The 12,368-nt window shown below is 42.5% G+C and carries 13 protein-coding genes; 2 read left to right on the top strand and 11 right to left on the bottom strand.

What is annotated here, in order from left to right:
- The first annotated feature begins 133 nt into the window (after positions 1–133).
- Positions 134–1,534: a sodium-dependent transporter gene (locus Q7O90_RS02720; protein WP_304127129.1), complete on the top strand. Its 1,401-nt coding sequence runs from the start codon at positions 134–136 to the stop codon at positions 1,532–1,534.
- A gap of 169 nt (positions 1,535–1,703) precedes the next feature.
- Here the strand turns inward: Q7O90_RS02720 and Q7O90_RS02715 are convergent, their stop codons facing one another.
- From Q7O90_RS02715 to Q7O90_RS02695, 5 genes are all read right to left on the bottom strand, one after another.
- A complete protein-coding gene (locus tag Q7O90_RS02715) occupies positions 1,704–3,227 on the bottom strand; it encodes a shikimate kinase (RefSeq protein WP_304127126.1) in 1,524 nt (507 codons plus the stop codon).
- Positions 3,217–4,044, bottom strand: a complete 828-nt coding sequence (gene aroF, locus Q7O90_RS02710; protein WP_304127124.1) for a 3-deoxy-7-phosphoheptulonate synthase — start codon at positions 4,042–4,044, stop codon at positions 3,217–3,219. Before aroF ends, Q7O90_RS02715 begins: the two co-directional genes overlap by 11 nt.
- 81 nt (positions 4,045–4,125) lie before the next feature.
- The gene (gene rpoZ / locus Q7O90_RS02705; protein ID WP_304127122.1) at positions 4,126–4,482 is read right to left on the bottom strand and encodes a DNA-directed RNA polymerase subunit omega; all 357 of its coding nucleotides are present in this window, start codon (positions 4,480–4,482) and stop codon (positions 4,126–4,128) included.
- Positions 4,483–4,495: 13 nt separating this feature from the next.
- On the bottom strand, positions 4,496–5,122 hold the full coding sequence (gene gmk / locus Q7O90_RS02700; protein ID WP_304127119.1) for a guanylate kinase: 627 nt from the start codon (positions 5,120–5,122) through the stop codon (positions 4,496–4,498).
- A gap of 93 nt (positions 5,123–5,215) precedes the next feature.
- On the bottom strand, positions 5,216–6,106 hold the full coding sequence (locus tag Q7O90_RS02695) for a YicC/YloC family endoribonuclease (RefSeq protein ID WP_304127117.1): 891 nt from the start codon (positions 6,104–6,106) through the stop codon (positions 5,216–5,218).
- Positions 6,107–6,372: 266 nt separating this feature from the next.
- Between Q7O90_RS02695 and Q7O90_RS02690 the strand changes: the two genes are divergently transcribed.
- Positions 6,373–8,076 (top strand): Rqc2 family fibronectin-binding protein, encoded by a 1,704-nt coding sequence (locus Q7O90_RS02690; RefSeq protein WP_304127114.1) that lies wholly within the window; start codon positions 6,373–6,375, stop codon positions 8,074–8,076.
- A 126-nt stretch (positions 8,077–8,202) separates the two neighbouring features.
- Here Q7O90_RS02690 and Q7O90_RS02685 read toward each other — a convergent pair whose 3' ends face one another.
- From Q7O90_RS02685 to Q7O90_RS02660, 6 genes are all read right to left on the bottom strand, one after another.
- Positions 8,203–8,691 (bottom strand): hypothetical protein, encoded by a 489-nt coding sequence (locus Q7O90_RS02685; protein WP_298876218.1) that lies wholly within the window; start codon positions 8,689–8,691, stop codon positions 8,203–8,205.
- Positions 8,692–9,068: 377 nt separating this feature from the next.
- Complete coding sequence (locus Q7O90_RS02680; protein WP_304127109.1) at positions 9,069–9,776, bottom strand: flavin reductase family protein; 708 nt, start codon at positions 9,774–9,776, stop codon at positions 9,069–9,071.
- Positions 9,773–10,900, bottom strand: coding sequence for an RluA family pseudouridine synthase (locus tag Q7O90_RS02675; RefSeq protein ID WP_304127107.1), 1,128 nt, complete (start codon positions 10,898–10,900; stop codon positions 9,773–9,775). Before Q7O90_RS02675 ends, Q7O90_RS02680 begins: the two co-directional genes overlap by 4 nt.
- Complete coding sequence (lspA, locus tag Q7O90_RS02670) at positions 10,893–11,336, bottom strand: signal peptidase II (RefSeq protein ID WP_304127103.1); 444 nt, start codon at positions 11,334–11,336, stop codon at positions 10,893–10,895. The genes Q7O90_RS02675 and lspA overlap by 8 nt, the downstream gene beginning before the upstream one ends.
- Positions 11,337–11,353: 17 nt before the next feature.
- On the bottom strand, positions 11,354–12,025 hold the full coding sequence (locus Q7O90_RS02665; RefSeq protein WP_106057436.1) for a DivIVA domain-containing protein: 672 nt from the start codon (positions 12,023–12,025) through the stop codon (positions 11,354–11,356).
- A 57-nt stretch (positions 12,026–12,082) separates the two neighbouring features.
- Positions 12,083–12,367, bottom strand: a complete 285-nt coding sequence (locus Q7O90_RS02660) for a YggT family protein (protein ID WP_304127099.1) — start codon at positions 12,365–12,367, stop codon at positions 12,083–12,085.
- Between the last annotated feature and the right edge of the window lies 1 nt (position 12,368).

The following is a 12,368-nucleotide window of genomic DNA, read 5'->3' as shown; positions in this document are numbered from 1 at the left end:
TATACGCAATAAAGAATAAATTTGTATTTTTATCAATAATTTGAGTTTATTTTTTGTTTATGTTGACAACATATCAAATTTTCTTGTATAATACCAACATTCGAAAAAGAGAAATTTAATTGGAGGAACAAAAATGCCTAAAAAGGAAGTAAAAAGAGAGTCTTGGGGTAGCTCGATGGGCTTTATGCTAGCCGCTATCGGTTCTGCCGTAGGACTAGGAAACATGTGGGGATTCCCGTATAAGCTGGGAATGAACGGAGGCTTCGCCTTCCTGATACTTTATTTATTGCTAGCGGTATTCGCAGGATATGTGCTGATTATGACTGAGCTTTCTCTCGGAAGAAAGACACACAGCTCCATCATCCTCGCTTATAGAGAGGTGAGCAAGAAGTACACGATCGTAGGATGGTTCGGTGCACTCGCTCCATTCTTCATACTAGGATTCTATTCATATCTAGGTGGATATTGTCTGAAGTACACCATAGCGAATCTCGGAGATTTATTCGGCGCAAGCTGGGGTGTAAACGGTGTATCTGGCCCTGAGTACTTTGCAAGACTATCAGCAGACCAGACCCAGTCAGCAATTTATACAGCTATATTCCTTGTTTTAACAATAATAGTTGTTGCACGTGGTCTATCTGAAGGAATAGAAAAATTCAACAAGGTAGCTATGCCTGCACTTTTCGTAATGCTAGTTGTTATCATCATCAGAAGTGTAACACTTCCTGGTGCTTCTGCAGGTCTCTCATTCCTGTTTAAGCCTAACTTCGAAGTGTTTAAGGGTACAGGCTGGATAACAGTTCTTGCTGCAGCTGGCGGTCAGGTATTCTTCTCGCTATCACTAGGTATGGGTATCCTTGTAACATACGGATCATACATGAAGAAGGATCAGAACATAGAGAAGAGCAGCTTGGTTATACCTTTTGCCGACACAGTAATCGCACTTATGGCTGGTCTCGCTATCATGCCTGCAGTATTCGCAAGCGGACAGAGCCCTCAGGGTGGTGCAGGTCTTCTGTATATGACTCTACAGACAGTATTTAATGGCATGGGTAAGCTTGGTCCTATATTTGGTGTTCTGTTCTATGGACTCGTAGTAATAGCAGCTATCACATCGTCTATGTCAGTACTCGAAGCGATCATCGGTTCGTTCATCGACTACGGTCTCAAGAAGGGCTATGGAAATCAGCGTAAGAAGCTCGCTTGGGGCTTCGGACTGGTTTGCCTCTGCATGGGATTACTCGTTGCATACGATGGTCTTGGAAAGTATCTCCCTCCTATGTTCGGAAAATTCAGCTGGTTAGATGGTTTCGACCTCCTTGCAGAAGGTGTGCTGATGCCAATAGGTGCATTCATAACTACTATCATATTTGGCTGGATTCATCCAGATATGCTTCCTGAAGAAGTACATATCGGTTCTGAGTTTAAGTCTGAGAAGTTCTACAGATTCTGCCTCAAGTGGGTTGCACCTGTATTCACATTCTTCATACTTATAGGTCAGCTTAATACATTCTTCGGATTAAAGCTATTCTAAGCTATATATTAAATGAATTTTAGACATCCGTTTCGGTAAATTAAATAAATAATATAAAACGACCTTCAGCATGAGCTGAGGGTCGTTTTTTAGAGGATTATATGACAAAAAGTGTTGTTCGCTAGTGCCAATAATTTTGTCATATAACCCTTAATTACCGAATTGCCTGTTACCTGCCAATTCCATAGATATCTCTTTCAACGATATGCCTTATATGCAGCTTATATCTTTTAGCTACACTTCTAGCAAACCTTCTTATATCTCGCATGTACTGTGATTGTTTCGAATCCGCTTCTCGCTTTTTGTTAAAGGTTACATGTTCGTCTGCCATACGCCTTTCACGTCCAAACCTATACTTGTTGTTAACCTTTATGTCCGCAATCCCATGGTACAAATTCGCCCTTTCCCTGTACAGGTTGTAGACACCTTTCCCTTGGCTTAGTGGCCTGTTCTTAGTAGCAAGGAGGTTTGTCGGTCTATCAATATATATAACTAGGCTATTCTCACGAATTATTTCTCTATTGGTTTCCTTTAAGATAGATCCTCCGCCAGTTGCAATCACCTGGTGATTTCTAGCACACACTTCTCGAAGCTTCTTGCTCTCTAGATTTCTAAATGCTTCGACTCCAGATTTCTCAATTATCTGATTTATCGCACACCCTTCCTCATGTGCAACCGCTCTATCTATATCAATAAATTTGCGTTTCATAGCAAGCGCTACTTGTCTTGATATAGATGATTTGCCACTACCGGGCATTCCAACTGTCACCAGATTGAGCTGTTCTCTAAGAAGCCTCTCCATGACAGATGCTGCGAGCGAATAATCCGGCTCCATATCTCTGCCTTCCCAGATGTCTTTTGCATGTATGCCTTGCCATATGAGCATTCCGAGCCCGCCAATAGTTTTTACCCCGGCTAATTCTGCATCCTGCATAAACTTTGTTCTATGAGGATTGTATATGAGATCAACTGCCATCTCAGTTTGCTTTAGGCATTCCCAGTTTATATCATAAGCATCTAGCGGAGACTTGCCATTATCTGGGAACATACCAACCGGTGTAGCATTGATTATGATCTCTGCATCTCGCCAATCGCTATCTTCGTAATTAAATATTTCACTTAGCTTTTGCGAGTTATCAATCTCCTCTACCTGTACTAAACTATCTACTTTATCTCGGTTTCTAGACACTCTTATAATTTCATCAGCGCCTAACTTTTTCATAGCATATACAGCAGATAAAGATGCTCCACCAGTTCCCAGTATCGCAACTTTTTTTCCTGTTACAGCCTCTGTTTTAAACAGCTTCATCAGACCAAGATAATCAGTATTAAAGCCCTTGAGTTTTCCATCTGGCATAACCTTTACTGTGTTTACAGCCTGTATAGCCAGTGCCTCTTCAGATAGCTCATCAAGATGTTCAATCACGATTTCCTTATACGGGTTAGTTATATTGAAGCCGTAAAAGCCCGCCATATGCAGGACTTCTCCTAGCCTTGAACTATCTCGCAGTTCAATTAGTTTATATTCGTAGCCACCTATTAATCCATGTAGCTTCTTTGACAAGCTGTGACTTATACTGCCTCCAATCAGCCCATATTTCTTCTCTTCTATGAATACGCCTTGACCATCAGACTGCTTCTCACCGAGCGCGGCAAGTAGCTTCATAAGGTCTGCTTCTACACTATTTCCCATAAGCAATCTCTCTGATATTCTTTGCGGTGCTTGCTATCTCATCAAATTGCTCTGGTGTAACTGCCTGTGCACCATCTGATAACGCATTCTGTGGCTCCTGATGAACCTCTATGATCAGTCCATCAGCACCTGCTGCTACAGCTGCTAGAGATGCCGGTCTAACGAGCGAGGATTTCCCAGTCGAGTGGCTCGGGTCTGCAATCACGGGCAGATGAGTCAGTTCATGAAGCGCCGGAATAGCGTTTATATCTAGAGTATTTCTCGTATAGTTCTCAAAGCTTCTTATTCCGCGCTCGCAGAGGATAACCTTGCCATTCCCCTCAGCTAGTATATACTCTGCCGCGAGCAGTAAGTCCTCATAGGTCGAGGCATATCCGCGCTTCAAAAGAACCGCCTTATCTGTGCGTCCAACTGCTTTAAGCAGACTAAAATTCTGCATATTACGCGATCCAATCTGCAGGATATCTATGTCTCTGAACAGTTCTATATCCGTGGCATCCACAATTTCGCTAACAACAGGCATACCAGTGAGTTCCTTTACCTTGACTAGAATCTCTATGCCCTCTTTGCCAATACCCTGAAAATCATATGGTGAGGTTCTAGGCTTAAATGCGCCTCCTCGAAGAATGCTCGCCCCAGATGCTTTAACTTTCTGTGCAAGCTCAAAAAGCGCAGTCTCCGATTCAACTGCACAAGGTCCCGCGATAAGCGTAAGCCCCTCTCCTATAGTGACGTCCCCGACTCTTATTATGGTATTCTCAGGGTGATTCTCCCTGCTTGCCAATTTAAATGGAATATTTGTAATGTAATTCTCCATCGTACCGCCTGATACATTCTATATATAAAAAATGGAAATCTAAGCGACTTCCATTTCAGTTACCATATTACATCCAGAAGCTTACGCATCCAAACCTGTCTCATCCACAGCTGGTTCCTCTGCTTCAGCGTCACTCTGAACCTCATCGCTTGTCTCTGCCTGCGCTGCCTCGGAAGCCACAGCAGCCTCACAGTTAATGTCTAGTTCAAAGTTTTCAAATGCTGGTGCCTCTTCACCGTGTTCATCGCTTCTCTTGTAAGTGATGAGCCCTTCTGCAATCTCGTTAGTCGCAAGGCTAACAGGTCTCTCTGCTTCAACATCTGTAAGAACCGGCTTGCCGTCAATGATATCTCTAGCTCTCTTTGCCGTCAGCACAACCAGTGTGTATCTGCTGTCTGTTAGCTTGTTGAGCTCGTTAATTGCTGGATATAGCATCATGATGAATTTCCTCCTAGATTTCCTTCTCGTATTCTCTAACGATTGGCATTATCTTGTTCGGTACACGTCTTCTCTCTGCCATAATTATGGCCTTGAGATCATACACTGCATCGTCAAGCTCATCGTTGACCACATAGTAGTCATACTCACCAATCAATTTTATCTCATTAATTGCCTCGTTAAATCTCTTATCGATTACTTCTTCAGTTTCGGTGCCTCGATCTATAATCCGCTGGCGAAGCGTTGTGAGGTCTGGTGGTAAAACGAACACAAGCACAGCTTGCTCCGGCATCTTCTTCTTTATCTGCAGTCCACCTTGAACATCAATCTCTAGTATGACGTCTCTGCCTCTTTCGAGCTGTTTAATTACCATGTCCTTAGGCGTTCCATAAATATTATCAAACACTCTCGCATACTCGAGCATCCCGCCATTAGCAATTTTCTCTTCGAACTCATCTACTGTAACGAAGTAATAGTCCTTACCGTCTATTTCACCTGTCCTTGGCGCCCTAGTCGTCATCGAAGTTGAAATCGAAATATCTACTGACTCAAGCAATTTCTTACAAATAGTGCCCTTGCCTGCACCCGACGGTCCCGATATAACAAAGAGTCTGCCGTCATTGTGACTCGACTTTCCCATCATTGTCTCCTGTACTGAATATTTGGCTAATATTATACCATAAAAACACTTCTCACTCTAGATGCCATAATATCTTTTCCGAGACCGTCTCCTTTATTCGATATTCTGGACCTGCTCACGTATTTTCTCTATCTCAGCTTTGAGCTCTAGCATCCATGATGTAATATCCATATCATTTGACTTGGATCCTATAGTATTAGCCTCTCTATTCATCTCCTGAACGAGGAAGTCAATCTTCTTGCCCACAGTCTCTTCATCGCCATTTATGAAAGTCCTGAGCTGGTCTATGTGACTGCCGAGCCTCACGATTTCTTCTGTTATATTCGCTTTATCAGCGAAAATAGCCGCCTCGAGCGCAAGTCTATCCTCTGGAACCTCCACACTTCCATCTAGAAGCTCGGTAATTCTCGCTTTTAGCTTCTCCTTGTATTCCCTTTCAATCTTAGGCGCTCGCACTGCTATAAGATTCTTGGTATTTTCAATGATATCAGCTCTTTTGAGTATATCTAGCGCCAATTTTTCTCCCTCGACAGTTCTCATCGCGCTAATGCCTTCGAGAGCTTCCTTGAGAGCCGCCATCAACTCTCTTGTAAATTCCTCTTCATCATCCGCAGCCGGTACGGTAGTCAGCACGTCTGTCATCCCAGCGAGGAGGCTTAGTGGCACCTGCCCATCACCAGAAAGTTCAAAGCTCTGACTCAGTTCAGTGAGCGCATCGTAATAGCGCTTTGCCACTTCTAGATTGAGATTTACATCTGTTTCACTCTTGCCAAAATTATCTATGGACACACCGATTTCAATTTTCCCACGCCTCATGACTTCCTTTGCTGCCGCTTTTATTTTCTCTTCTGCAAAAGAGTATTTTCTAGGCATCTTTACGGTTATATCGCAGTATCTGTGATTTACAGCTTTAACCTCTACGGTTATACTTCTCTGGTTATCACTATATATGCCTCTACCGTAGCCTGTCATGCTTCTTACCATGTGTCCACCTCCTTGTGTTTAACCAATTTATTATATCCTTTACGCACTTTAAAGTAAACAATTAACGATTTAGTCGCTAATGTTACAGAAATATGAATTATGTTAGAAAATCTATAAAACCCCATGCTAACTTGCATATGAAATCATCATCAAATCCTCGGCGCGCAAAGTCTACGTAGCTTGAAAAATGCGAACCTCCGTGATATGCTATTTAGCATCGTGTCGGCATCAGAGCTGATTTTTCTGATGCCAGAAAGGAATACGAATTGGCATTTGACGGCATCATCACATCTGCGATAGCCACAGAGCTGTCGAACACCATTATGCTAGGTAAGATTGAGAAAATCTACCAGCCAACTGGCGAAGATTTATTAATACAGATTCATACAAGAGAAGGCAATGTAAAGCTCCTCGCATCTTGCGGCAGCCAGTCGGCGCGCATATGCCTCACTGAGGACAAGTATAGTAACCCGATGCGGCCTCCTAACTTTTGCATGTTAATGCGAAAGCACATTCAAGGTGGGCGCATAACAGCGATTAGGCAGCAAGATTCTGAACGAATCATAGAGATAGACATCGAAGCTCAGACAGAGCTCGGTTTCACCACATCCAAGAGGCTAATAGTTGAGATTATGGGCAAGCACAGCAACATAATTCTCATCGATATCGAATCCGGCAAAATCATAGATTCTATCAAGAGAATTTCCATAGATGTAAATAGGTATAGGCAGCTGCTTCCAGGCGTTATATACGTGTATCCGCCTAAGCAAGACAAGACGCCATTTAAATCAGCATCAACAGAAGACTTTGTTAACAGCGAAGGTGTGGTTCTTAGCGAAAAACTAATCATGAACCGCATATCGGGAATTTCTCCAGCCATCGCTAGAGAGCTCCTTTCTTCTAAAGAGCCTGCAGCTCGTCTAGCTGAGATTGTTGAATCTGCGGAGACTGGTTCATTTACACCTACTATCTATTTTGACGACGATGATGCGCCTCGCGAATTTCACATAACGGATTTGTCGGAATACTGCGGGCTTAGGCAAGAGGCATTTGACAGCCTTAGCAGCTGCATTGAATTCTACTATCAACACCGCGCAAGTACTAATATAATAAAGCAGAAATCAGTACCTTTACACAAGATTGTGAAATCGGCGCTGGACAAGGCATTACTCAAGAAAAAGAGACTATCCGAGGACCTGCTGAAGGCCGAGAACTCCGATAAGTATCGCCTGTACGGCGAGCTCTTGACAGCTAACATCCATCTGATTCAGGCTGGCGCCCGCTCTGTAGAGGTTGTAAATTACTACGATGGTTCTAATATAACTATTCCGCTTTCAGAGAAACTTTCTGGAGCTAAGAATGCACAGCAATACTTCAAGAAGTATTCGAAGGCTAGAACAGCCATCAAGGAGAAGGCGGTTCAGCTTGAAGAGGTTGAGGCTGACATAACATATCTTGATAGCGTAATGCAGAGCCTTGAGGCAGCTAGCACTGAAGGAGAGATTGATCAGATTAAAGAAGAATTAGTTGAGACTGGTTACATCAGGTACCGAAGTAAGCCGGGCCATAAACGAAATAAACAAAAGCAGGCACCACGCGAATATAGACTGTCTGATGGGCACCATGTATTCGTCGGTAGAAACAACAAGGAGAACGACCAGCTAACCACCAAAACCGCTAGTCGTACCGATATATGGTTTCATACCAAAGAAATTCCTGGTTCACACGTGATTCTCGTAACTGAGTCAGGTGAGTCACTTCAGGATATTACAGCCGAGACCATATACGAGGCTGCTTCCATAGCTGCCTATCACAGCAAGGGTAAGGACAGCGACAACGTACCGGTCGACTACACGCTAGTAAAGTATGTCAAGAAGCCAAGTGGCGCAAAGCCAGGAATGGTGATTTTCACGCATAATTCTACGGTTTATGTCACGCCGAAGCTACCTGGTAGTACCGCCAAGGACTAGCTTTTCATATCTAAATTTTTTCAATGCAAAAAATACAAAATGCATTATCATCCTGATAATGCATTACAAACATAAAACCGAAAAGGAGCTAAGCACTTTATCACAGTGATAGCTCCCTTTTGTTTATTATTTTTCTTTGTAGCAGATAACATATGCCTTTATGAAGTCGCTTCCTTCAACAATGCTTAGAGGAACACTTGCTACAGCTTCATCTGTATCGCCGTTATAGTACTGCTCCCTCTCTTCAGGAGAATACATATACATAGCTGCTGAATAAGTGCAGCCTCCCTCTAAATCAAGTTCAAACTCAACATCATCTGACTTAACATTTATAGTTTTGTTTAATCTATTATCTGTAGTCTGATATATACCGGAGATTGTGTACCTTCCTGGCTCAAGTGCAACCACTTTTTCAAGATACTCTCCTGTTATAGGATTATAAGTGGAAATATCCTGTCCATTGATTTTAATCTTCTTGCAGTGCAGATGAACTATAGCCTTATTGCTATTTTCGCTTACAAAACTTGCATTGTTCTTCTTTTTCTTGCTGTAAAAAGCCATAAATGCAGCAAATAGCACCACCCACAGACCTATAAATACTCCAATAATTAACATAGTCGCCTCCTATAATTACTGTTAATAAATTACTTTTCTATTGTATCAAAAAAAAATAGAATATTAAAATCTTTTTTAAATGTCTTTAAGCTTTAATTGGTTTTAATTCATATTTTTCACTGAACTGAGATTTTGAATTAAATACTTTCTTGGATTTATCTCTTTCTCTTCGGGTTCTAAAAGCATGAAAAAATGCCGCGAATTATCGCGGCATTTGGAAAGATCAATTGAATGGCGGAATTTCTCTCATGAGATTTTTAACCCCCTTTATATTTAAACCCTTTTAGTTAGATTCATCTAACTATTCTTCGGTGTCATCATATCATAAGGTGTTCTGTTTAGCAATAGTTATAAAGTGATTAAGCTGCCATGCTTAATCACTTATAGTTTTTTCTTTTATTTATATCACTAGAAGCTTTGATAGCATTATTATGTTTCTTGCTGGAACCCCTACGATTTCTTGATTGCTGCCTTCTAGCGCCCCTTGCTTCCTTCTCCTTGCGGCGCTTAGTCTTCTCCTTCATGACAGAAAAGCCGAATCTCCCCATATCCTGATCATCAAGTCCATAGTAGCCACCATGATTGAAAGCTATAAGATTCATACGTCCGAAGTCATAGCTACCGTTCTCATCCACAAATTCAGCACTTATATGCGCGTCTACGACTTCAGCTATGAACATGTCGTGAGTGGGGTACTCTCTAACTTCCAGAACCTTGCACTCAAGGTTAATTGGTGATTCTGCAATCATCGGAGTATCATTGGTCACTCCAGGGATCAAGGTAAGACCGAGTTCGCCTGCCTTGTCGATATTACGTCCAGATCTCACCCCAGCAAAATCAGTTGCTCTTGCGAGCTTCTCAGTGGTAAGGTTTATTACGAACTCTCCATTCTCTGAAATCATCGCATGACTGTACCTTGATTTTCTTACAGAAATGTACAGAATCGCAGGGTCAGAATTAATAATTCCAGTCCAAGCAATCGTGATAATATTATTATTCTCTGCGTTACCAACAGTCACCATAACAGCTGGTAACGGATAAAGCAGAGTTCCTGGCTTTATCTTGATTTTCTCGTTATTGCTCATTTATTCTCCGTATCATCTAGTTTATCAAGCACTTCTTGAAAATACTCAGGTATCGCACTAGAAAATTCCATGTACTCTCCAGTCCTAGGATGCACGAACCCTAGCTGCCTGGCGTGAAGGAGCTGCCCATTCAGTCCAAATGGCTGCTTCTTCGGTCCATATAGTGTATCCCCAACAAGTGGATGCTTGATAGAAGCCATATGAACCCTAATCTGATGCGTACGCCCTGTCTCAAGCCTTGCAGATACAAGAGTGTATTTACCGTAACGCTTCAGTACTCTAATATGCGTGACCGCATCTCTTGAGCCTATTCCATTAACAGCCTTTCTGAGTCTATTGATATCATCACGGCCGATTAGTGCATCTATGGTCAGCTTATTTTTCTTGATATTATCAAAGACTAGCGCTATGTATTCTCTAGTAACTGAATGCTCCTTGAGCTGCGCGGCGAGCGACTCGTGGGCACTGTCATTCTTGGCTATCATAAGAAGCCCGCTCGTATCCTTATCGATTCTGTGGACGATTCCTGGTCTTATTGCTCCATTTATGGACGAGAGCGAATCTCCACAGTGATACATTATAGCATTGACGAGCGTGCCACTAGGATTTCCGATAGCCGGATGTACAACCATGCCGCGCGGCTTTTCAACCACTATTACATCCTCATCTTCATATATTATATCTATTGGGATATCTTCAGGGGCAGCTCCGATTGGCTTCGCCTCTGGAATGGATATCATGATGGTCTCGCCTGCCTTAATTTTGTACTTTTTAGCTACTTTCTTGCCAGAGACGCTGACCAGACCGTCCTCGATGAGGTTCTGAGCATAGCTCCTCGAGAGGTCGGTCACTTCGCCTATATAGGCATCAAGTCTCTTACCTTTTTCGGCTTCTGAAGGGGTAAGAGTCTTGACCTCTGCAGTTCGCACCTCTGGAATTTCACCAGCTTGCGATCCGAAACCTTCACCAATATCGCCATCGCTTTCGATATCGCCATCTTCGGTATAATCCATCTCAGTTTGAGTAAAAACTTCAGCTTCAGTTTCTTTGCATATAATTTTTTCTAGCTTATCATCCCCATCACGAAGTCTATTAGCTTGTATATCCTGTCTTGGCTTAAGCATCTTTCCTGTCTCCAATTATTACCCACAGTATCAAAACTGCACATCCGACCGTTACGCAGATATCAGCAACATTAAACACAGGGAAACTTCCCACTGAAATCATGTCCGTCACAAAACCCATGACGGTTCTATCAATGAGGTTCCCAATGCCTCCAGACATTATCAGAAGTACACCAAGCTCTGCGAGCCTCTCTTTTTTCTTTCTGAGGTGCAATAAGAACATCACCCCTGCTATCATTGTTATTACAGGCAAAATTACTGTGATGAGCTGCGAGTTCTGGAATAAGCTAAAAGCAGCTCCCCGATTCTGGACGTATGTAAAGTCTAATACGCCACGGAAAACGGGGAGCGTTTCTCCAATCTCCATGCGGCTTCTCACAGCGAATTTAGTAATCTGATCTATAATCAGCAGCCCACTCGCTATAATTACCAGCATCATGAATCTTCTCTATTCTACTTAAGGATAATAGTGTCGTCGATTGAACCCTGCTCTTTAGCTAGGTTCTTGAGGCTCTCACTGAGATCTGAAACTGTAGCCTTTTCAGTCTTCTCCTCAGCTTTCTCCTCTTTCTTCTTGATAACGAGAGTATCCTGAGTAACTGCAGCCTCGTCTCCGCCAAATGGAGTCTTGAGCTCCTTATCAATATCAGGAATGTCGCTTCTATCTAGGTCAGGAAGAAGACCATACTCATCGTTATCCAGCTTCTCCATCTCTAGCTTAAGCATAGCTCTGTAATTTCCTCTCAGTCTCTCAACCTTCTGCTTAAGCACGAGGTGCTCATCATTGAGCTTCTTCACAGTAGTCTTCGCTTCTAGAAGCATACTCTCAGCCTCTAGCTCGGCATCTCTCATCATGAGCTCAGCTCTTCTCTCAGCACTTGCAGAGATATCTGCCATAAGTCTCTTAGCTGTCTCAAGAGTATCAAGCATTGCTGTATCAGACTTCTGTGACTCCTCAAGCTGCTTCTCGAGGAACTTAATCTTATGAGCCATATTTCTATTGTCGTTAAGAACCTTCTCGTAGTCGACAATGATAAGATCTAGAAATTCGTCAACCTCTCTTGAGTTATATCCTTTTTTGTCACGAGTAAAATCTTTCTTATCGATATCTATTGGCATTATCATAGTATCGGTACCTTCCCTTCTATTTCTCTCTTAATCAAATATGATCATGGCTTTCGCCTAAAAAACATTCGTTATCAGCCTTGTAGCTAGCATCTGGAAAACTCTGATTAGCAAAAATGCAATCATCGGTGCCCAGTCTAGTCCCATCTGCACGTGGCCATTCTTATGTAAGATCTTTCTTATCGGATCGACAAGCGGACTTGTAAGTTGGGTTCCCATCTGATATAAGCCTCTCATGAACTCACTAGTTCCTGCAAACCAGCTTAAAACCGCCGTCACTACAAGCATCATCTGTAGTATTGAGCAAAACCACGTGATGGCCCTTATCAGAACTAAATCCATC

The sequence above is a fragment of the Mogibacterium diversum genome, from assembly GCF_938028775.1.
Classification (GTDB): Bacteria; Bacillota; Clostridia; order Peptostreptococcales; family Anaerovoracaceae; genus Mogibacterium; species Mogibacterium diversum_A.
Note: the sequence above shows the minus strand (reverse complement) of the source record. Positions and strands in the feature narration are given on the sequence as shown.

Bases quoted from the DNA above. Each gene is read 5' to 3' on its own strand.
- Q7O90_RS02720 (WP_304127129.1), top strand. From the start codon at position 134: ATGCCTAAAAAGGAAGTAAAAAGAGAGTCTTGGGGTAGCTCGATGGGC.
- Q7O90_RS02715 (WP_304127126.1), bottom strand. From the start codon at position 3,227: ATGGGAAATAGTGTAGAAGCAGACCTTATGAAGCTACTTGCCGCGCTC.
- aroF (WP_304127124.1), bottom strand. From the start codon at position 4,044: ATGGAGAATTACATTACAAATATTCCATTTAAATTGGCAAGCAGGGAG.
- rpoZ (WP_304127122.1), bottom strand. From the start codon at position 4,482: ATGATGCTATATCCAGCAATTAACGAGCTCAACAAGCTAACAGACAGC.
- gmk (WP_304127119.1), bottom strand. From the start codon at position 5,122: ATGGGAAAGTCGAGTCACAATGACGGCAGACTCTTTGTTATATCGGGA.
- Q7O90_RS02695 (WP_304127117.1), bottom strand. From the start codon at position 6,106: ATGGTAAGAAGCATGACAGGCTACGGTAGAGGCATATATAGTGATAAC.
- Q7O90_RS02685 (WP_298876218.1), bottom strand. From the start codon at position 8,691: ATGTTAATTATTGGAGTATTTATAGGTCTGTGGGTGGTGCTATTTGCT.
- Q7O90_RS02680 (WP_304127109.1), bottom strand. From the start codon at position 9,776: ATGAGCAATAACGAGAAAATCAAGATAAAGCCAGGAACTCTGCTTTAT.
- Q7O90_RS02675 (WP_304127107.1), bottom strand. From the start codon at position 10,900: ATGCTTAAGCCAAGACAGGATATACAAGCTAATAGACTTCGTGATGGG.
- lspA (WP_304127103.1), bottom strand. From the start codon at position 11,336: ATGCTGGTAATTATAGCGAGTGGGCTGCTGATTATAGATCAGATTACT.
- Q7O90_RS02665 (WP_106057436.1), bottom strand. From the start codon at position 12,025: ATGATAATGCCAATAGATATCGATAAGAAAGATTTTACTCGTGACAAA.
- Q7O90_RS02660 (WP_304127099.1), bottom strand. From the start codon at position 12,367: ATGGATTTAGTTCTGATAAGGGCCATCACGTGGTTTTGCTCAATACTA.